16 protein-coding genes and 1 pseudogene are annotated in these 20,730 nt (G+C 39.3%); 4 read left to right on the top strand and 13 right to left on the bottom strand.

Annotation, left to right across the window (positions count from 1 at the left end):
* Positions 1–8: 8 nt before the first annotated feature.
* On the top strand, positions 9–2,048 hold the full coding sequence (locus ALW18_06235; GenBank protein AOE52152.1) for a hypothetical protein: 2,040 nt from the start codon (positions 9–11) through the stop codon (positions 2,046–2,048).
* Positions 2,049–2,080: 32 nt separating this feature from the next.
* Here ALW18_06235 and ALW18_06230 read toward each other — a convergent pair whose 3' ends face one another.
* The 8 genes from ALW18_06230 to ALW18_06195 all read right to left on the bottom strand — a co-directional run bounded on the left by ALW18_06230 (position 2,081) and on the right by ALW18_06195 (position 10,445).
* On the bottom strand, positions 2,081–2,824 hold the full coding sequence (locus tag ALW18_06230; GenBank protein ID AOE52151.1) for a hypothetical protein: 744 nt from the start codon (positions 2,822–2,824) through the stop codon (positions 2,081–2,083).
* Complete coding sequence (locus ALW18_06225; protein AOE54327.1) at positions 2,821–3,558, bottom strand: endonuclease; 738 nt, start codon at positions 3,556–3,558, stop codon at positions 2,821–2,823. The genes ALW18_06230 and ALW18_06225 overlap by 4 nt, the downstream gene beginning before the upstream one ends.
* Positions 3,559–3,678: 120 nt before the next feature.
* A complete protein-coding gene (locus tag ALW18_06220) occupies positions 3,679–4,314 on the bottom strand; it encodes a carbonate dehydratase (protein AOE52150.1) in 636 nt (211 codons plus the stop codon).
* A 61-nt stretch (positions 4,315–4,375) separates the two neighbouring features.
* Positions 4,376–5,626 carry a hypothetical protein gene (locus ALW18_06215; protein AOE52149.1) on the bottom strand — a complete coding sequence of 417 codons (1,251 nt, stop codon included), beginning with the start codon at positions 5,624–5,626 and terminating at the stop codon, positions 4,376–4,378.
* Between the two features lie 69 nt (positions 5,627–5,695).
* Entirely contained in the window at positions 5,696–6,277 is a 582-nt protein-coding gene (locus tag ALW18_06210; GenBank protein ID AOE52148.1) for a hypothetical protein, read from the bottom strand.
* A gap of 49 nt (positions 6,278–6,326) precedes the next feature.
* A complete protein-coding gene (locus tag ALW18_06205) occupies positions 6,327–8,462 on the bottom strand; it encodes a methylmalonyl-CoA mutase (GenBank protein ID AOE52147.1) in 2,136 nt (711 codons plus the stop codon).
* Between the two features lie 247 nt (positions 8,463–8,709).
* Positions 8,710–10,080, bottom strand: coding sequence for a methylmalonyl-CoA mutase (locus ALW18_06200; protein ID AOE52146.1), 1,371 nt, complete (start codon positions 10,078–10,080; stop codon positions 8,710–8,712).
* An 11-nt stretch (positions 10,081–10,091) separates the two neighbouring features.
* Positions 10,092–10,445, bottom strand: coding sequence for a septum formation initiator (locus ALW18_06195; GenBank protein ID AOE52145.1), 354 nt, complete (start codon positions 10,443–10,445; stop codon positions 10,092–10,094).
* A 122-nt stretch (positions 10,446–10,567) separates the two neighbouring features.
* On the opposite strand from ALW18_06195, the gene ALW18_06190 reads away from it, so the two are divergent.
* Positions 10,568–11,134, top strand: a complete 567-nt coding sequence (locus ALW18_06190; protein ID AOE52144.1) for a hypothetical protein — start codon at positions 10,568–10,570, stop codon at positions 11,132–11,134.
* A gap of 3 nt (positions 11,135–11,137) precedes the next feature.
* On the opposite strand, the gene ALW18_06185 is transcribed toward ALW18_06190, so the two are convergent.
* Positions 11,138–11,746, bottom strand: coding sequence for a uridine kinase (locus tag ALW18_06185; GenBank protein AOE52143.1), 609 nt, complete (start codon positions 11,744–11,746; stop codon positions 11,138–11,140).
* A gap of 114 nt (positions 11,747–11,860) precedes the next feature.
* Between ALW18_06185 and ALW18_06180 the strand changes: the two genes are divergently transcribed.
* Positions 11,861–13,258: a hypothetical protein gene (locus ALW18_06180; GenBank protein ID AOE52142.1), complete on the top strand. Its 1,398-nt coding sequence runs from the start codon at positions 11,861–11,863 to the stop codon at positions 13,256–13,258.
* Between the two features lie 78 nt (positions 13,259–13,336).
* On the opposite strand, the gene ALW18_06175 is transcribed toward ALW18_06180, so the two are convergent.
* The 4 genes from ALW18_06175 to prfC form a co-directional block, all read right to left on the bottom strand.
* Entirely contained in the window at positions 13,337–13,810 is a 474-nt protein-coding gene (locus ALW18_06175) for a hypothetical protein (GenBank protein AOE52141.1), read from the bottom strand.
* A gap of 373 nt (positions 13,811–14,183) precedes the next feature.
* On the bottom strand, positions 14,184–14,849 hold the full coding sequence (locus ALW18_06170; GenBank protein AOE52140.1) for a transcriptional regulator: 666 nt from the start codon (positions 14,847–14,849) through the stop codon (positions 14,184–14,186).
* The gene (locus ALW18_06165; protein AOE52139.1) at positions 14,815–16,521 is read right to left on the bottom strand and encodes a hypothetical protein; all 1,707 of its coding nucleotides are present in this window, start codon (positions 16,519–16,521) and stop codon (positions 14,815–14,817) included. The genes ALW18_06170 and ALW18_06165 overlap by 35 nt, the downstream gene beginning before the upstream one ends.
* A 366-nt stretch (positions 16,522–16,887) precedes the next feature.
* The gene (gene prfC / locus ALW18_06160) at positions 16,888–18,477 is read right to left on the bottom strand and encodes a peptide chain release factor 3 (GenBank protein ID AOE52138.1); all 1,590 of its coding nucleotides are present in this window, start codon (positions 18,475–18,477) and stop codon (positions 16,888–16,890) included.
* 222 nt (positions 18,478–18,699) lie between these two features.
* Between prfC and ALW18_06155 the strand changes: the two are divergent.
* A pseudogene (locus tag ALW18_06155) lies at positions 18,700–19,959 on the top strand (hypothetical protein).
* Positions 19,960–20,730: the final 771 nt, after the last annotated feature.

The following is a 20,730-nucleotide window of genomic DNA, read 5'->3' as shown; positions in this document are numbered from 1 at the left end:
TCGTTACTATGAGGAAATCACTTTACATACTATGTTCGCTTGTATTGCTGCTGGCACCATTGTCTGTGCATGCCCAGAAACAGTCTAAGGCCAAGAAAAAAGCGTCGAAAGCAGAGAGGGTTGCAGAGAAAAAGATGGAGGCTGCTGCGGTTTACATCGACAAATACAAATATGACGATGCCATAATAACCTACATGGATCTTATAAAAAAAGGAAAAAGCACCGTAACCCTTTATGAAAAACTGGGTGATGCCTATTATTTTAAGAACGAGCCATATAACGCCGTGCGTTGGTATACCGAACTTTTTAAGCTTAAAAAAGAACTTGAGCCGGAATATTACTATCGCTTGTCGCAATCGCTTAAGTCTATCGGTAAATATGACGAGGCTAATGTTTTGCTTAAAGATTTCGTATCCAAAAATGGCAGCGATCTTAGGGCAGCTATGTATGGACAGGATAAAAACTATCTAAACACCATAAAAAATAATTCGGGCAGGTATAAGATAAAAGTTACAGATGCCAGCACAAAATTATCAGATTACGGCCCGGCATTCTATGGTGATACCACTATTGTATACACAACAAACAGGGATAGTGTGGGACTAAGCGAAACCAGGGATAGCTGGACAAAACGTTCTTTTACAGTTTTGTATAAGGCTAACATTACACCTAAGGGAAACCTTAAGAACCCTCAGAAATTTTCTAAGAATGTAGAAACTAAACTACACGAGTCTACACCCACATTTACAAAAGATCTTCAGACTATGTACTTTACCCGTAATAATTATAATGAGGGCAAGGCACAGATGGATGACAAAAAACACATCCTGCTAAAAATATACAAAGCCGAAGCTGATGGCGATGGCGGATGGGAAAATGTAAAGGAACTTCCTTTTACAAGTAATAACTTTAATACGGCGCATCCATCGCTAAGCAGCGATGAGAAGACTTTATATTTTGCTTCCGATAAACCGGGAGGCTATGGAGGCTCTGATATTTACAGAGTTACTATAAACGAAGACGGTACTTTTGGTGAACCTGAGAATTTAGGGCCTACTGTTAATACCGAAGCCAGAGAGTCTTTTCCGTTTTCCGTCAGCGATAAGCTATACTTTGCATCAGATGGACATCCCGGATTGGGAGGGCTTGACGTTTTTGTTTCCAAAATGGACACCAATGGCATGTTTACAAAGTCATTCAATCTTGGCGAGCCTATCAATAGCCGTTATGATGACTTTTCATTCATTATTAACGAAACCACCAAAAACGGTTATTTTACGTCTAACAGGCGAAGCGGTAGGGGACTCGACGACGTTTACCATCTTACCGAGCTTGTGGAGCAGGATTTTGCCTGTAGCCAACATCTTGTAGGGCTTGTAAATGATACAAAAACCAATAAAGAACTAACAGGCGCAAAAGTGTCTATATACGATGCGTCTCACGCGCTTTTAAAAGAAGTTAAAACAGATCAGGCAGGTTTGTATGCATTTACCGTAGAATGTGGTAAAACATATTACGTTAAGGCAGAAGCTGCAAACTATATTGCTAAAGAAGCTACTGCTAACATCCCGGCAGACTGGGGCGATACTAATGTTGCTATTGCGCTGGCTGCCGTACTACCATCTGCACCATTACCTGTTGCCAAGGTTGCTGCCACAGATGCTAAGTTAAAAGTAGGTATGGACCTTGCGAAAGAATTTAATATTGAACATATCTATTTCGATCTTGGTAAGTTCAATATTAAAGATGATGCCGCTGTACAGATCGATAAAGTAATAAACTTTATGAAGCAGTACCCTACATCTAAAATTGATGTGCGTTCGCATACCGACTCAAGAGGGTCTGATGTGTCTAACGAGAAGCTATCTGACAACAGGGCACAAGCTATTGTTAAGTATATTATTGACAGTGGTATTTCCCAGGATCGTATCACCGGAAAAGGATACGGAGAAAGCATGCTTCTTAATAAATGCGAAGATGGCGTAAAATGTTCTGAAAACGAACATCTTGCGAACCGCCGAAGCGAATTTATTATTGTTGAATTATAAATTACCTAAACCTTTATACCCAAAGAAGCCGCTTATTCAGTGGCTTTTTTATTGGAGATCATTTGTTGAAGGACAATCGCATTAGCTATGCCTTCTTTACCGGCAGTATTATTAAAATAGATGTAAGCTTCGGTTACATCAGATTCATCTTCGATGGCATTGATGAGGTTTTGTAGGTAGGCATCACTATAAGCGGAATAGAATAATTTAGGTACGCCATGTAGCCTTACATATGCTGTGGACGTGTTTGCCTGTATAGCATCTGAAATTTTAGGATAGCTCACGCTGCAAAATATAATGCCATGTTTGGCTAAAGCATCCGCTACGTCTCCTCTCCACCAGCTTTCATTTCTAAATTCTACTACATTTTTATATTTGGGATTAAGGCTTTTGAGGATGAGGTTAAGTCGCTCCTCGCTATAGTTAAAACTCGGCGGAAGCTGAAACAGCACAAAGCCCAGTTTCTGTTTGAGTCCTTCGCTACACAGCTTATAAAATTCGTCAATCTCGTTTTGAACATCAATGAACTTTTTAAGGTGCGTAATAACCTTTGGCGCTTTCACTGAAAACACAAACTCTTGCGGACTCTTATCATACCATGCCTTAAGACTCTTTTCTGTTGGAAATTTATAAAAGGTGGCATTGATCTCATACGTGGAAAAATGCTCACAATAATAAGTAAACCGCTTAGAAGCCGGCAGGTCTTCAGGATAAAAGATACCTTTCCAATAGCTGTTGTTGTAAGCAGACAGGCCTATATGTATTTTCTTTTTCATTGGTGAAGTATCTGGCAGTTTTCGCAGTAAAAGCTTCTTCGTTTTTTTGTTCCGGTGTATTTCTTTATCATGGGCAGGTCGCATCTTATACAGGTCTTTTTGGTATGCGCCAGCCAATTCTTTTTAAGAACTCCTTCCTTTTTCCATTTCAGGAAATCAAAGCTATAGTTTCGGGCTTCTTCAATAAGCTCGAAGGTTTTTGCTTTTGATATTTTCCCTACAACAGATTCCGGATGTACCCGTGCCCTGTACAATACTTCGTTCTTGATAATGTTTCCAAGGCCGGAAAATATATCCTGCTCCAACAGGGCATCGCAAATAAGTTTATTTGGAATTGCCTCCAGTTTTTGGGCAGCTTTATCGGCATTCCATTTGTCATTCATAAGGTCTTCGCTCCAGTCGTAGTGCGAGTTGATATCGCCTTCAAGCAGTTTTACCGAACTGGTGTGGAAGTTAAGTTCGCTGTCTTCGAATGTTAGCCGAAGGCTGGGATTGGTGTTGGTAGCCTTTCGTTCATTAATAAGGTAGCTGCCAAAAAGCATAAAGTGAATGCGTATGGTAAAACCTTTAAAGCAAATAAGCAGGTGCTTGCCCCAGGTTTTAATGTCGGTTATCTTCTCATCTTCCAGCCTGTCAAAATCAATTTTGGCAAGACCCGATGCGGCAATGACTTTCATGCCCTTAAAGGCAATAATGTCTTCCCTGGCAATTACAATACTTGGTCCTTCAGGCATAATTGTATATTTTATACTTAAAGTTACAATGATATTTGCCACAACCATTTTTGTTTACCTAAGTTTTAACATGGTGCGTAATAACAAACAACCCGCTAATTATCTTAGCGGGTAGGTAATTTATTGTTTGTAACCTATGGTGTAGATCTGAACGAAATCTTTCATGATTCCCACAAAGTCAATGTTAAGGTCTTTAAGTGCACCAGTTCCAATATCAAATATCCATCCGTGTACGGTAAGCTGCCTTTCTGAAATGGCACGCTGTACTTCGGCTGTTTTAATCGTATTAATACACTGTTCCTGTACATTTAGTTCGGCAAGGCGCTGGTAACGTTGGTGCTCATCGGTAATAGCGTCAAGCTCCGCACGGTGTATACGGTATACATCACGGATGTTACGAAGCCACGGGTTAAGTATTCCAAGGTCCGATGATTCCATAGCGGCTTTTATACCACCACAACCATAGTGTCCGCAAACCACAACATGATCTACTTTAAGTACGCTTACGGCATAGTTAATAACCGACATGGCACTTAAATCTGTGTTTGGAACCAGGTTAGCAATGTTTCGGTGTACGAAAACATCACCCGGCTGTAAGCCCATGATCTCTTCTGCGGTAACTCGGCTGTCTGAACATCCAATATAAAGTATTGAAGGAGCCTGGCCTTCTGATAATTTCTCGAAGTATTGATCATTAGATTGCCTGTGTTTAGAAATCCAAGCTTCGTTGTTTTTAAAGATCTGTTTTATATCCATAGTAGTATGTTTTGTAACTCAAAAATAAGAATTAATCATTAAAAATACTTCTAAATAAAGGTTAAGGCTGGCTATAAATAGATTTTGATGCAGCAGAACCGCTAATTAATACAGCATAATCAAGGAAACTGCCAGTAGTATTATCGCCATAATTGACCTTCCTTTTTTGCGGAGTTTCAATCACTTCGATGAGGTCGCAGCCTTTCTGTTGATACGGACTGTTTTTACCTGTAAGCCTAAAAATAGTGAGGTCGGCAACCTTAGCTTTTTTCAGGTGCTCTATGCCTTTAAAATATTCATTCGGGCTGTCGCCGATGCCTTCATCACCCTGATTTACTGACGAAACATACTCTCCATCTTTGTATTTATCCTCCCATATAACTTCCGATTTTGTTAAATAACCGATAACAGAAACGATCTTATCCTTAGGGTAAATACCGTTACTGGACAGCATATAAAAGAAACTTTCATGCTTACCTTCTTTTGCTTTTAAAAGATGTCCAAATCCTAACCTGAAAAACTGAACCTTATCTTTTAGCTTGTAAATTTTAGCAAGTTGTGCATAGTTATTAAACATTTCTTTTTCGCGCTTGTAATTTGTAAAGCTTACCTTAATCGTAGAAATAAGGTGTGCGAACATTTCTTTATTGAGTATCGAAGACTGATATTTGTTAGAGTTTGCTTCATAATCAGAAACAAAAGCTTTTAGCTGTCCTTTAGTATAACTGTTGTAGTAAGGGGAGAAGTCGGTAGTATCTTTTTCAACGGTAGTTTGAAGTTCATTAGCCAGCGCCCATTTAATGGGGTCTTTTATCATCGAAAGCAGATGCCTGTAGGTGTATTGATAGGTCACGATCGGGTCGGCACCCAACACAGTAATTTTTTTATTTTTAGGAAGTTTGTCGTTTATAGTTTTGAGTTTCTTCCATTTATTGAAAACCTCAATGGTTCTTTCCTGCGGAACACGCGTTCCATAGGTTTCAATAAGGTTTTTGAGTAATTTTTCATCACCCGATTTCAGGTACTCATTGAAATAATAAGCAATGCTGATATCAGTTTCTGGAAAATAATAATGAAGACTGCCGTTTTTAAGTACTGATTTAATAAGAAACATTTCGGCATCTTCAGTTTTGGCACTGCCATGATAGGCACCAAAGCCGATTACATTAAACTCTTTTTGAGGAAAGGTATACGAATCATCTAAAACTGATGAATTGTTTTTGAGGTATTGCGCTTTATTGTTTTGTGAACGAGAAGAAAAAGGAAATAAAACTGACAATAAAAAGATGCTAAAAAAGGTGTTGGCATTCATGAGCATAGAATTTATTCAAAGTTCTATAAACCTGAATAATGATAATTGTAAAATTGGGACAGCCCATTGCTATTTACCATCAATGTGTTTCTTCCAAAGCTGTGTGGCATAGTCCCTGAATTGTTTTGGGCCTTCTTTAAAAAGAGGATCAAAAGTATATTCGCCGCCCAAATAATCGTTAGCACCTACCTGAACTTTATTTTCTCCGCGGACAGCCTGTTTCTTGCCATCTTCGTACATGATGATTTTCATATTCACAGGGCTAACATCGCCATGACAGCCAACTTTATACATAAGCCATACTTCGGCTTTATTATTTTTATTGAGGTCGGTAACCGTGATCGCCGATTTTAAAAATTCCAGTTCAATATCTACAGGGCATTCCTTTACAAAATCATATACTTTCCAGGTCTGTGTCCAGTTACTACCTTTTAGCGTATAGTGGTAGGCGTAAAGTTCTGCACCGTCTGTCAATTCGGATTGAGTAGTTATAAGTATATTATCACCCAAAGCATCGGTGTATCGTAATGTAGTTACAACATTACCATGATACGCTATAGCTTTAGGAATTTGTGCTGCTTTAAGTGCCGTTGTTTTAACCTGCCCAAAGCATGAACCGCAAACCAGAAGTAAGAATAAGAATTTTTTCATATTTAAAATTAATAAAAAACACCTGATAATTACTTATCAGGTGCCTGTTTTATTCTTCAAATCCTTCTATTAATACTTCTAGTATCTTAATAGCGGCTTCGCTGATTTTTGTTCCGGGGCCAAAAACGGCTACGGCTCCGCTGTCAAATAAGTATTGGTAATCCTGTGCCGGAATAACCCCGCCCACAATAACCATAATATCTTCACGGCCGTATTTTTTAAGTTCTTCTATAACCTGCGGCACAAGTGTTTTATGCCCGGCAGCCAACGACGATACCCCTAGAATATGCACATCATTCTCAACAGCCTGCTTTGCAGCTTCAGCCGGAGTCTGGAAAAGCGGACCAATATCCACGTCAAAACCAACGTCGGCATAACCTGTGGCAACTACTTTAGCACCACGGTCGTGACCATCCTGACCCATTTTTGCAATCATTATCCTTGGGCGACGGCCTTCCAGCTTTGCAAACTCGTTTGCAAGCTGTTTTGCTTTTTCAAAGCTCTCATCGTTTTTGATCTCTTTGCTGTACACTCCGCTAAATGATTTAATTTGTGCTTTATACCTTCCGAAAATCGATTCCAACGCATCGCTTATCTCTCCTAGGGTAGCCCTGTAGCGCGAAGCTTCAATTGCCAGTTCCAGTAAGTTGCCTTCACCGGATTTTGCCGATGCTGTAAGCCTGGCTAAGCATTCGTTTACCTTTTGGGTGTCGCGGGTTGCTTTTATCTGGTCAAGGCGTTCAATCTGCTGGCGGCGAACCATTTGGTTGTCTACGTCTAATATATGCAGCGGATCTTCTTTTTCAAGGCGGTATTTGTTAACGCCCACAATAATATCCTGTCCGCTGTCAATACGTGCCTGTTTACGTGCGGCGGCTTCTTCAATGCGGAGTTTAGGTATACCTGCCTCGATGGCTTTGGTCATACCACCAAGTTCTTCTACTTCTTCTATAAGTGCCCAGGCTTTTTTAGCGATCTCGTCGGTAAGGTTCTCTACATAATAGCTGCCTGCCCATGGATCGACCGTTTTTGTTATTTTGGTTTCTTCCTGAAGGAAGATCTGTGTGTTACGTGCAATACGTGCCGAGAAGTCTGTTGGCAATGCAATAGCTTCATCCAGCGCGTTGGTGTGTAATGATTGTGTTCCGCCAAAGGCAGCGGCAGCAGCTTCTATAGCTGTTCGTGCAACATTGTTAAACGGATCCTGTTCTGTAAGGCTCCATCCACTGGTTTGGCAGTGCGTACGCAATGCAAGCGATTTTTCGTCTTTAGGCTCAAACTGTTTTAGCAGTTTTGCCCAAAGCATACGGCCTGCACGCATTTTTGCTATCTCCATGAAATGATTCATGCCGATAGCCCAAAAGAACGAAAGGCGTGGTGCAAACTCATCGATCTTCATGCCTGCTGCAAGTCCGGTACGAATGTATTCCAAACCGTCGGCGAGGGTATACGCCAGTTCAATATCGGCAGTAGCACCGGCTTCCTGCATGTGGTAGCCGGATATACTTATCGAATTGAATTTCGGCATTTTTCGGCTGGTATATTCAAAAATATCAGCGATAATTTTCATTGATGGGGCAGGAGGGTAGATGTATGTGTTACGCACCATGAACTCCTTTAAAATATCGTTCTGTATGGTTCCCGAAAGTAATTCGGCGGCAACACCCTGCTCTTCAGCAGCAACAATATAAAAGGCCATGATGGGCAGTACAGCACCATTCATAGTCATAGAAACCGACATCTCATCCAGCGGTATCTGATTGAATAGCACCTTCATGTCTTCCACACTATCTATGGCTACCCCGGCTTTACCAACGTCACCCACAACGCGCTCATGGTCACTGTCGTAACCGCGGTGTGTGGCAAGGTCAAACGCAACAGAAAGCCCTTTCTGACCGGCAGCCAGGTTTCGCCTGTAAAAAGCGTTACTTTCTTCTGCGGTAGAAAAGCCTGCATACTGGCGCACTGTCCACGGGCGGCGCACATACATTGTGGCATATGGCCCACGCAGGTTAGGTGCAAACCCGGCACCGAATTCTACGTGCTCCAGGTTCTCTATATCTTTTTCAGAATAGTTTTCTTTGACCTCTATGCCTTCGGCGAACAAAAAGTTTTCCTTTCCTGAAGAAGAGATTTCTTTTTCCTGTTGTGGTTTAAGCTGTATGTGTTGAATGTTTTTTCTCATTTTTTTATCCCCATGACTCAGCCATGGGTTATTATGTACGACCCTTTCAGGGTCGCGGGATAGTAATGAAACTTATTGTTGATAGTTTATTAATCTCAGATTCTAATATTTGTTCGACATCTTTTATTGCCTCATCAAAATCTTGTGCTGATGACGGATTACCTCTATACGCTTCGGTGCGTTTTCTTATCTGCTCTTTCTGCCAATCTGGTATCTCTTTCATAAAAATACTGATTTTGTTTTACTGCTAAGCGTCGGCCTTTTCACTTTCAAGTCGTTCCTGCTCGATTTTTTCGGCAAGCCTTTTTTCTATAATAGGCTGAATAAGCGTTTTCCTTGGGTTTGCCTTTACAAAAGGATATAACTCCAGGTCGTGGCTCATACGGTCGGCCTTATTAGGGTATTTATTGGTGCCAAGCAGTACTTCTTTACCGCTGTCAAACAATTCCTGTTCTTTGGCTGCACTTTCCTGGATCTTGCGCTGAATAGTCCCTTCTTTAAGCTGTGTCAGAAAACCGCCGTTAGCCTCAATATCCTTAAACAAGGCAAGTGCTTTTTCGGCAAGCTGCTGGGTAAGTTCTTCTATGTAATAAGCACCATCGGCAGGGTTATTTACCTTATCGAAATAACTCTCGTGTTTCAATACTAAAAGTTGGTTACGTGCTATACGGTCGCCAAACTCGTTGTCTTTATGGTAAAGTGCATCGTATGCTAAATTGGCTACCGAATTCGCTCCGCCGAGTATGGCACTCATGCACTCTGTAGTGGTACGAAGCATATTTACGTTGTAGTCGTAAAGCGTCTTGTTACGTTTTGTTGGCGTAGCAATAATATGGCAGTCAAAAGTATGGTCGTATTCTGCAGCAATAAGATCGAATAATGTTCTTAGGGCACGCAGTTTTGCAATTTCAAAAAAGTAGTTGGTACCCAACGCTACCTGAAGCACAATTGGCTTGTTAATGGTAGCAATACGGTTAAAATATTCGTTGGCATGCGCCAGTGTATAGGCAATCTGCTGAACAATATTTGCTCCGGCATTTTGGTATATACTTCCGTCAACATTTAAAAAGTGAATGTTGCTGCATGCAATAGCTATAGTATTTAAAGCCTCAATATCTGTTTCAAGATTTTTATGCCAGTTTCCGTCTTTTGCAAGGTGACCTATAGGGTCAAGCTGTACATAAAAATCGGCATTCCTTTCTTTGGCTATAGTATCGAGACTCTTTACGAAATCGATTGATATGAAACCCAAATAAAAATACACGGAGGTGCCGTTTGGTATTTTAGCAAGAATGGTTTTTACATCGATAGTTTCGTCTGTAATCGTAAAACGAATTGTTTCTGCACCTCGTTTAAGTGTAGAAGCCGCTCTTCCTGCCGATTTCTCTGCATCATGTACAAAAATATTCTGGCAGATAGTAAACTCGGCTGCTTTGCCTGCTACAGCAGGGCCCTGCATAAAGTTGTCTATATGATAAAACGGTTTTACCTTAATGCCTTCAGGACTTTCCCAAACAAGCGTTTCATTATAGTCGGCTCCTTTAAGCTCGTACTGTATTTGCTGTTTCCACTGTTTGGAAGAAACCGGATCAAATTCATTAAATAGGTTGTCGCTCATGCAGAAAAATTTTAAAGTGATTTCGTATCCTCATCCTTTGCAACGGGCACGTCATCTTCAAATTCTATGATGTAAATGTCTTCATTTTCGCGTTTCATGTAGTATTTCTCACGCGCGTATTTTTCGGTCTGGTCAGCATTATTTAGCTGTTTAATGCTAATACTGTCCTTTTTTATTTCCTGGATATAGTAACGTTTGTTGGCTTCCAGTTCTTCTATTTTTTTATCAAGTACACGATTTTCAAAATAAGAGTAATTGTCAAGGAAAGTAAGCCATACGGCAGCAAAAATAATAACCAATACATACCTGTTCCCTAGTATTTTAAGGATAGGATAGCGTGAAGTTAGTTTTTTGAATGCGTTCATGCCGCTAAATTACATCAAAATACCAAAAGACAGATTCCAAATTGCAAACTTTTGCACTCCTAAATTCAATTAATGGAATAACTTTTGTTTTGCAATTTAAAACCCAATAAGATAACCAAGCTATGAAAAATGTTTACCTCTGTCTTCTAGTAATAATAAGTACAGCGTCTTTCGCGCAGAACGCAAAGATGTCTTCGGCATCTGAATTTATTGACAGTTCCAGTTATATCCAGATCAATCTGGATGAAAACGAAAAAGCTATTTTTAAATCGGGGTGGAACGAAACCGTACAGTTTTTCCCGGCGGAAATAATAGACCTGAAACAAAACACAAGAATGTATGGGCTGAATGTTACTTCTGAGTACGACGTAACACAGCAGCACGCCGATAATTTCAGGGTTAAAGAAGATGCCTGGATAGGTATGGAGGAAATTGACGACATGATAGTATGGCTGGAACAATATGTAATTCCGAATCTTGAGGCATCGGCAGGTAAAAACAAGACGGTAAAATACATCTTTAATTCAGATGAAATTACGCTTAAGTTCGAGATACAAAACAATACAAAAGTGTTCTCGGTAATTTTAAATAACTCTGCCTATCTCGATAAATACTTCTGGACTGAAGCAAAAGTGAAAGAAATTCCTAAAGTGCTGGCAGCTTTAAAATACTTACAGACAAAAGCCTAACTACTATTTTATGCGCTGGTGTATAACAGCCCTTACCACGTCTATAGCTACAGTGTTGTACCTGTCATGCGGAATAATAATATCAGCGTAGGCTTTTGTGGGTTCAATAAATTGCTCGTGCATGGGTTTAAGGGTGGTTTGGTATCGATTTAAAACTTCTTCCATGTCACGGCCTCTCTCGGCAATATCGCGTTTTAGGCGACGGATTAAACGTTCATCAGAATCAGCATAAACAAACACCTTGATTTCAAACATATCGCGAAGGTGTGCGTCAGATAGTATAAGGATGCCCTCAACGATCATAACTTTCCGCGGATGCGTAATAATAGTATCGCTTGTCCTGTTATGGGTAATAAAAGAATATACAGGCTGTTCTATTGTCTTGCCCGCTTTGAGGTCGGCCAGGTGAGTAGCTAACAGTTCAAAATCAATAGCGTTTGGGTGGTCAAAGTTGGTTTTAGACCGTTCTTCGTAGCTCAGCCCACTGGTTTGGCGATAGTAAGAATCCTGCGAGATAATGCCAACTTCATCTGACGGAAGTTCATTCATTATTTGTTGTACCACTGTGGTTTTTCCGCTTCCGGTACCGCCTGCAATTCCTATTATGAGCATCTCTAGTGTTGTTTAAACTTAGGCAAAAATAACAAATATCCGCTCTTACGGCGTTATTATAACATCATGTTGCAGCATAAATGCCTTATATTTGAAACCAATCAAAATTTGTATATGAAAATACTACTTATAATCACAGTATGCCTGTTGTGTATTACGACTTCTTTTGCCCAGCGCGAAGTACTATACAATGTAGACCTTGCCAAATTCGCTGATAGCGACGGTGACGGTCATGGAGATCTAAAAGGGCTAAGGCAAAAGCTTAACGACCTGCAATACCTGGGTATAACCACACTTGTAATATCACCCGTTTATGAATCTGATTCAGATGGTGCAGCTATCGGAGAACTGGAAAAGATCAATCCTAAATACGGTAACTTTAAAGAATACCGCGACCTGATACAGGAAGTACATAACAGAAAGATGAAGCTGTATCAAACCATCAATCTTCAGTATGTAAATACAGCGAACTTATGGTTTAAAGATTCGTTTAAAAACATAAAATCAGTGTATAGCGATTATGTTTATTATACTGATTCTAAAAACGAAAAACCTGTAAATGGTACAGAAGCAACCGTAGCCGTTAACCTGAAAAATGCTAAAGTAGCCGACTATTACAAAAAAGCCCTGAAATATTGGACAGACCCCGATGGTAACGGTGTTTTTTACGATGGTGCTGATGGTTTTGTTTTTAAAGCTGTTCAGGATAGAGTAGATGCAACGGGTAAAAATGCAAACCTGTTCAAAGAATTCTGGGAGCCTTTGTCTGTACATCTTAAAAAGATAAACCCCGGCGTTCAGATCATCACCGATGCGATAGAAACCAAATCTTTCCGCTATTCGCTGTATACTAAAGCAGGCGCAGACGGCGTGCCGGCCCAGAAACTTCAGGAAGCGATAACCGCCCTTGATAAGTCGAAAATAATTATTGCTGCCGACAGTACTTTTAACGCACTGCCTGCCGGAAAATACCCGATACTTGAACTTGAAGATGCATCCACAGGCCGCCTGGCTTCATTACCTAAAATAGACGCAGGCAAGCTAAAAGTACTGGCAGGATTAAACCTGCTTATTGGCGGTGTACCGTCTGTATACTACGGGCAGGAACTGGGAACAACAGGATACGATCAATATACCGAAGCTGGGGCTTCGTCATTGGCAGCGCAACAAAAAGATAAAAACTCACTATGGAATTATTACAAAGAGCTTATAAAAATTAAAGCGCATCCGGCGCTGGCTGTTGGAGTATATAAGGATATTCACAATAGCAATAATGCGGTAGTTTCATTTTTAAGAATTCAAACCGACGCTAAAACAGGTGTTCAGAATAAAGTATTTGTAATGATAAACCTATCTGCAAAAGAGCAGTTTGTAACGGTAGACCGCGATAAAGACCTTAGCTTTAGTAAGCTGAAGCTATATTCGGGAACTCCTAATATAACTTTTCAAAAAGGGGGTAACAGTTTAAATATGAAGCCTTACAGTGTTCAGGTATGGACCTTACTTCCATAATAGATTATATCATAAAAAAGAAACAGCTCCTTTTCGGGAGCTGTTTTTGTATAAAGTAAGTTTAGTTCATGCTAAATGTCAGAGGTTATGCAAGGTTATTGCAGTAATATATGATACCCTTTTATTCCATTCTTCTGTCATATGAAAAGTATAGGAAGGAATCCTCCATATCTTTGTTTCATAAATGCACTTTCCAAATTTTTCAAGTTCAGTAGATGTCGAAAAATCCTTTAGCTTTTCAAGGCCGCGCATTGCAATAATAGCAAAATCAGGTTTTAGGTTAAGGTGTAAAACAGATTCCATTATTGAAGTTATTTTTTTCTTTTGTTCTGTTGGTGCCCCTGATACCATAAGAATGTTTTTCTTTCTTACGGTAACTATATAAGTACCATCCGAAATGCCTGCTGCGGGAGTAACACTCTCTAATGATACCTTTCCCGATTCAGAAAAGTACACTTTACGTATAGCTTCAGGCTTTAATCGTTTGCAAACGGCGTTAATAGTTTCGGCTTTGCCGGCACTTTTGGCTCCTTTGATAATTATATATTTCATTGTTGTAGTAATTTTTAGGTTTAATGTTGGTTTTAACGAAGGTGTGTAGTTTGGATGTGACTTTTGTTATACCATAGGCATTTTTAGGTTGGGGGGTTAGCGTTTATGATTTGGGGCGATAAACAAAGTTGTGATTTTAAAGATTGACTGTAGTAGGTGCATTAAAAATGCAGTTTCTCTAAAAAAGCACAAAATTGTCCTTATATCTGTGGTTATTAATTCATTGGGGGCTTTTAGTTTTTTAAATTAACATAACTAAAGTTACATCGGTATAGCTTAAAGTTGTTTACGGAAAACCGTAAACAAATGTTAAAATTATGTTAAAATCGATGAACTACACAATAATCAGAGGATACGGTGTGTATATTCTTACCTATATTAATCTCATGTCTTTTGTTATTGCGACAAGGTGTATACTATTATTAGCTTTAAACATGAATTTCAGCTTGTTAATCTTCTTTTCTATACTGCTCGTACTGGGCGATGGGTAGTTTTTTTGCTTAAACACAACGCTGATGTCTTCTTGTGTAAATCCTTCCGAAAGCAATTTTAAAACTTCCACATCGTATTTATCCACTTCAAAAACCGACTGGTCTTTTAAAACATCGGCAAATTCGGGAGAAAGGTAAATGTTACCATAATATACGTTATGTATGGCATCAGTAAGTTCGCTTATGCTGTCTCTTCCTTTGGCAACATATGCATTTATATAGCTGTTGTTAAAAAGTGATTTTATAAGGAACGGCCTGTCTTCTATAGAGTAGACAATAATTTTCAGATCAAAAAATTCTTCCCTTATTTTTTTAATAAAGTCTTCTCCCGAGCTTATCGTAGTGTCTCTATGGTCATCTTTAAATGAAAGATCTGTAATTACCAGGTCAAACGGTTTTTCGTCCTGAGCTGCTTTTTTTATAAGAAGGTAACCTTCATCGCAATATTTTGCATTAATAATTTCGGCGTCAAAATTCTTTTCCAGCATAGCAGTAATGCTAAGGCTAATGCTGTCAATGTCTTCTGTTATTAAAATTTTTCTGAACATATGGCGTATATACTGGGTATGTTAATGTAATATGGAAACCTTTTTTATCGGTGTCTGTGTCAAAATTTATATTTCCGTCTACCGAAGCGATCCGGCTTTCTACATTTAATAATCCGTTTTTGGTCAGCAGCTTTTCTTTGGTAGCGCCAACGCCGTTATCGGTATAATTTATAACTACCTTTTTATTATCTACCGTAAAATCTACAACAACAAGCGATGCCTGGCTGTGTTTTTTCATGTTTACCATAAACTCTTGAAGCGAGCGATAGGTTGCGATTTTCTTAATAGAATCGATGTAATCCCAGTTAATATCGTTTAAACCTTTTATAATAACATTTATGTTATATCCCGAATAAGAAGTAAGCATCATCTTAAGATGCTCAGGATATTCATACCCGGTTGGAATGTTGTTGGTTTCCCTCGATATATTTTTTGTCATTAGGTAGATGGAATCCAAACGTGATAAAAGTTTTTCTTTATCGGTTAATGAAATGTCTTCATCTGAAGCAAGGTCGTTTATCGTACCGTAAATTTCATTGGCAATTTCATCGTGTACTTTTTTTGCGATTCGTGTTTCCGTGGAGTACGACTCCATAAAACGCTCTTTCTTATGTCGTGTTCGTATTAAATAATATACAGTTATAGATGAAAGTATTGTGAATATGAGGCTTAACAATAATAACTTGTTATTATCACTGCTTATTTCAAGTAAAAGTGCCCTGTCTTCTGCTTCAATTTGCTTAACGGCGGCTTTTGCTACTTTAATGTCGTTTTCTAAAATGTCGTCAAAGCTGTTTTTTAAAGCATTCCTGGTTTTTTTAAGTTCGGTATTATATTTAAGGTATTCGTTAGAATAATATTTTAATTCACCATCTGTACTTATACTAACTAAGCATGAAAGTGCGTTAAGCATTTTCTCAGGATCCCTTAGCTTAAGAGCCATTTCATAGGTCAGCTTTGCATATGTCTTTGCTGCTTTGCTATCATTCTTAGCATCGTAGTATTCAGATAGATGCGTGTAGCTGTAAAATAATCCGTTTATATCATTTTCTTTTTTACGAATCTCCAGGGCAGATAACAAATAATCCAGTCCGCCGCTATTGTCTTTAAGCATGGCATAGCCAAGCCTGTCTGAAATTTTTGCTTCTGTTAAAGCATCTTTTTCTATATCCTTAGATTGGTTAATGCTTTGCAGTATGCCTATAGCTTCTTTGTAATTGCCCATTTCTATGTAAACATGAGCAATAGACTGCAAAATGTTAAGCTTTTCAAGACTGTCGTTAGATGTGTCGTGCGCTTTTTCAAAATAGAGCAAAGCATTTTTATGATCAAAAAGATGCCTGTAAACCTTTGCTAAAAATGCATATGCCGTAACTAATTGCTTGTTGCTGTCTTTGCCTTGTATGAGGGGAATGCTTTCAAGAATTGTTTTTTCGGCTCCAAAATAATCGCCTGCTGCAAGCTGAACTTCTGCCATAAGGGCGATGTTCTTTACAGCCCGGGCAGAATCTTTATTTGTTAAATGATGTTTTCTGGCTTCATTATGATAATAAAAAGCACTATCTAAAATACGCTTATAAGTAAAGTCCTGTGCTTTGTTTTCAAAAGCGCAGTTGTGAGGTTGTAAAGGTTTGGTATTGCCGGATGCGTCATCGTTGCCTTTACATGACATGAAGGCAGCAAACACCAATAGCAACATTGCAAATATCAATTTTTTATGTTTCATTAATCGTATACGTAATAACGGATAAAATTTCTTCAATTTAAACCACGAACACACAGGGCAGCAAGCATACGCTTTTACCATTGGTGTTATATGCGGTGTGTATACACACCTATTAAACTGTCTTCCTGTAAGTAGTAAGATTACAGGAAAAAAAACTTAACAGTAGCCCGCAGCTGCCAAAGCAGCATAACGAAAATTGCTAATAAAAATTAATACTTAGATGTAGCTAAGGTGCTTCTAAAGTTAATCACTTTTTTCGTACTTTTCGTAGTCCCCTTCATTTTAAAAGTAATTTTTTGGTCTTTTTGACGATTAGTCGAATTCCGAAGTAAAGAATAACTTAACGCTCGGGTATTTAGATTGCGTCATTGAGATGGAAAAATCAGAGTCGGCCAAAAATACAAGCTGTCCATACTTGTCTTTGGCAAGAAACTTTTGTTTAATCCTTTTAAATTCGGCAAATTCTTCATTTTTAGCATCATCAGGCTTAACCCAACATGCTTTGTAGGCAGGAAAGTTCTCGTAAGAACATTTTGCATTATATTCATGCTCCAGCCTGTACTGTATAACTTCATATTGCAGTGCACCCACAGTACCAATTACCTTACGGTTATTCATTTCCAATGTAAACAGCTGTGCCACACCTTCGTCCATTAGCTGGTCGATACCTTTTTCAAGCTGTTTTGCCTTAAGAGGATCGGCATTATTAATGTAACGGAAATGCTCGGGAGAGAAGCTTGGAATACCTTTAAAGGCCATTAATTCGCCTTCGGTAAGCGTATCACCAATTTTAAAGTTTCCTGTATCGTGAAGGCCCACAATATCGCCAGGGTAGGAGATATCTACAATTTCTTTCTTTTCGGCAAAAAAGGCATTCGGACTCGAGAATTTAAGGTTTTTGTTAAGGCGTACGTGCAAATACGGTTTGTTTCTTTCAAACACACCCGAAACAATTTTTACGAAGGCAATTCTGTCGCGGTGTTTAGGGTCCATATTGGCGTGTATCTTAAATACAAAACCGGCAAATTTATTTTCATCCGGTTCAACAAGTCTTGTATCAGACTCTTTTGGCCTTGGCGATGGTGCAATTTCAATAAAACAGTCTAAAAGTTCGCGCACACCAAAGTTGTTTAATGCCGAACCAAAGAACACAGGCTGAAGTTTTCCGTCAAGATAGGCCTGCCTGTCAAAAGGAGGGTATACCTCATCAATAAGTTCAAGTTCTTCCCTTAATTGTGTTGCGGGTTTTTCACCTATTATCTTTTCAAGTTCCGGGCTGCTAATGTCGCTAAAGGCAATGGTTTCTTCAATGTTTTTACGGCTGTCGCCACTAAAAAGGTTGATGTTCTTTTCCCAGATATTATATATACCCTTAAAATCGTAACCCATACCTATAGGGAAGCTCAACGGAGTAACTGTTAATCCCAGTTTTTGCTCCACTTCGTCCATAAGGTCAAAAGCATCTTTACCTTCACGGTCAAGTTTATTAATAAACACCAGCATAGGAATATTACGCATGCGGCACACCTGTACAAGTTTTTCGGTCTGCTCCTCAACACCTTTTGCAACGTCAATAACAACGATAACGCTGTCTACTGCAGTAAGGGTCCTAAAAGTATCTTCAGCAAAATCCTTGTGGCCGGGCGTATCAAGAATGTTTATTTTTTTGTCTTTGTAGTTAAAGGCAAGTACCGATGTGGCAACAGAGATACCCCTTTGCCTTTCAATTTCCATAAAGTCACTGGTAGCGCCTTTTTTAATTTTGTTGCTTTTTACAGCGCCCGCTTCCTGAATAGCGCCCCCAAATAAAAGGAGTTTTTCGGTTAGTGTTGTCTTACCGGCATCGGGGTGGGAAATAATACCAAAAGTACGCCTTCTGTCAATCTCTTTATTAAAATTCATCGTTTTGCCTCTGTTCTTAAATTATTTGCAAAAATAGTCTTTTCCTTTTTTACAGCCGCAAAGATAACATGTTCCTTTCATAGATAAAAACGGTATTTATATCGATGCTTTTTTGAAAGTTTTTTCGCGCGCGATACAGAAGGTTAGTTTTACCCGTTACTGCCTTTTTTATAAACTAAAGCTTATTATCAATTGGTTACGGGGAATCCAATTATAAAACACATTTACCTTTGCACATTTTGTGTATTATTTTACCTATGCCTTTCGGCGAATGCCAATGCGCAGACAAAGGTATATGCATCGTCTGTAATAAGCGAGGCACATACTACAGATGCTGCTAAAGCCCATGACGGTAACCTTACAACCTTTGCCGTTGTAAGTGCCAGTTCGGGGGTTATATTGGGAGCAGGTGCATATTCAGGACATATCGATTTACAGTTTGCTACGCCATTACCCGCTAATACGGTATCATATGTAAAAATAAATATGGCAAGTACCGAAATTTTAAACGGATTGCTAAGCGGTACATTAAATACTGTGCTGAGTGGAATACTTTCCGGGAATCAGGAATTTACTGTTGAAGCCAAAGATAAGGATGGCGTTGCCGTACTGACCGGGAACAGCCAGACGGCAGGCGATTTTAATACCGACAGAATGAAACTTCTGGTAAATGATGCCGGAGAATACCTTGTACGTATAATTCCCGATAAAGAATACAAAAGTATAAGGGTAACCAACAGGCTTGGGGCATTGATTGGGCTTGGAACTGTAAAAACAATAAATGTATATGAGGCCTATTATATAACCGATATACCGGTTTGTACCACAACGCCTGTGTATAGTTCTTACAACGGTACAGGAAGCGGCATAACTGTGACGCTGTTGAATAACGGGTCTGTAGGGGTAATTAATCCAAGTTATGCAATTGATACCGACAATACAAACCATTCAACCATAAAAATGGCAAATATCAGTGTGGCTTCATCAATAGAGCAAGTGTTGTATTTTGACAGGCTGTCATTTGCATCAGACAGGATTGCTGTACGATTGAGTGTGCCGCAAACAATAGCCAGTGTATTGGGCAGTGTGTCTGTAATTGCATCTAACGGAAACACCGTTGTGCAAACCTATACACTTAGCAGTTTACTAGCCCTAAATATTCTTACCCCACAGGCTAACCAGCCCATGACATTATTTATGACGCCGGGACAACCTGTAGACAGGATAACAATACGGCTTTCATCTGTTGTTGGGGTAACGGGCAGTATTAATGTATATGGTGTTTCCAGAACGCTTGGTGAACCTGTAATAACGCAAAATCCTGCAATATGCCAAGGGGGTGCTTCAACAGTAGTTGCAACCGCTCCGGCTGGTGTTTCCATAAATTGGTATGCATCATCGGCGGGAGGAACTGTGTTGGCAACCACAACTTCGGGGCAGGGTATCGTTACTCCGGCTCTCACTGCTACAACTACCTACTATTCACGATTAAATTATGGTAGCTGCGCAGGGCCAATAACCCCTGTAACCATAACCGTAATAAATACACCATCGGGCGGAACTATCAGTGGGGAACAGACAGTATGCCTTACAAGATCGCCTATTGCTTTTACCAGTATTACGCACGATTCCGGAAGTGATATAACCTACAAATGGGAATCATCTTTAAACCAGACCGACTGGGCAGAAATCGCTACCTCCAATTCTCCCGTATACCAACCTCCGATTTTAACACAGGATACTTTTTACAGAAGAGTAAGTAGTAGAACATTAGGTGGTATTCAATGTCTGCAATACAGCAATGTTATTAAAGTAACTACAAAAAATTGCATGGTTATATCTAACCCAATGGTCAGGCAGCGAATTAAATCGGGGGCTTAAATACTTATTTAATATTTAAATAAAATAAGTAAAATTTTGTAATAAATAGCTAATTTTTTGATGAAATTTAATCAGAATTTAACTATGTTATTCATCGATAAAATTTGAATTTTTGTCGATACTTCTGCGATATTCGCAATAAAGCTATAAGAATACGTGTGTGTGGGAGTAATTTCATACCGTGAACCAATGAATTATTAAATTAATCTTTAACGTTTATGGTATTAAAAACTACTCTCAAAAATCACAAAATTCTCTGCCTGCTGTTCATGCTGGCGCTATGCCTGTCTCCTTACCAGGTACTAGCTCAAACGAGAGTTTATGCTACGTCTGCATCCAGCTCAGCTAATTCAGACAACGTTCCTTTGTCAT

Source organism: Flavobacterium psychrophilum, from assembly GCA_001708385.1.
Taxonomy (GTDB): Bacteria; Bacteroidota; Bacteroidia; order Flavobacteriales; family Flavobacteriaceae; genus Flavobacterium; species Flavobacterium psychrophilum_A.
Note: the sequence above shows the minus strand (reverse complement) of the source record. Positions and strands in the feature narration are given on the sequence as shown.

Bases quoted from the DNA above. Each gene is read 5' to 3' on its own strand.
- ALW18_06235 (AOE52152.1), top strand. From the start codon at position 9: ATGAGGAAATCACTTTACATACTATGTTCGCTTGTATTGCTGCTGGCA.
- ALW18_06230 (AOE52151.1), bottom strand. From the start codon at position 2,824: ATGAAAAAGAAAATACATATAGGCCTGTCTGCTTACAACAACAGCTAT.
- ALW18_06225 (AOE54327.1), bottom strand. From the start codon at position 3,558: ATGCCTGAAGGACCAAGTATTGTAATTGCCAGGGAAGACATTATTGCC.
- ALW18_06220 (AOE52150.1), bottom strand. From the start codon at position 4,314: ATGGATATAAAACAGATCTTTAAAAACAACGAAGCTTGGATTTCTAAA.
- ALW18_06215 (AOE52149.1), bottom strand. From the start codon at position 5,626: ATGAATGCCAACACCTTTTTTAGCATCTTTTTATTGTCAGTTTTATTT.
- ALW18_06210 (AOE52148.1), bottom strand. From the start codon at position 6,277: ATGAAAAAATTCTTATTCTTACTTCTGGTTTGCGGTTCATGCTTTGGG.
- ALW18_06205 (AOE52147.1), bottom strand. From the start codon at position 8,462: ATGAGAAAAAACATTCAACACATACAGCTTAAACCACAACAGGAAAAA.
- ALW18_06200 (AOE52146.1), bottom strand. From the start codon at position 10,080: ATGAGCGACAACCTATTTAATGAATTTGATCCGGTTTCTTCCAAACAG.
- ALW18_06195 (AOE52145.1), bottom strand. From the start codon at position 10,445: ATGAACGCATTCAAAAAACTAACTTCACGCTATCCTATCCTTAAAATA.
- ALW18_06190 (AOE52144.1), top strand. From the start codon at position 10,568: ATGAAAAATGTTTACCTCTGTCTTCTAGTAATAATAAGTACAGCGTCT.
- ALW18_06185 (AOE52143.1), bottom strand. From the start codon at position 11,746: ATGCTCATAATAGGAATTGCAGGCGGTACCGGAAGCGGAAAAACCACA.
- ALW18_06180 (AOE52142.1), top strand. From the start codon at position 11,861: ATGAAAATACTACTTATAATCACAGTATGCCTGTTGTGTATTACGACT.
- ALW18_06175 (AOE52141.1), bottom strand. From the start codon at position 13,810: ATGAAATATATAATTATCAAAGGAGCCAAAAGTGCCGGCAAAGCCGAA.
- ALW18_06170 (AOE52140.1), bottom strand. From the start codon at position 14,849: ATGTTCAGAAAAATTTTAATAACAGAAGACATTGACAGCATTAGCCTT.
- ALW18_06165 (AOE52139.1), bottom strand. From the start codon at position 16,521: ATGTCATGTAAAGGCAACGATGACGCATCCGGCAATACCAAACCTTTA.
- prfC (AOE52138.1), bottom strand. From the start codon at position 18,477: ATGAATTTTAATAAAGAGATTGACAGAAGGCGTACTTTTGGTATTATT.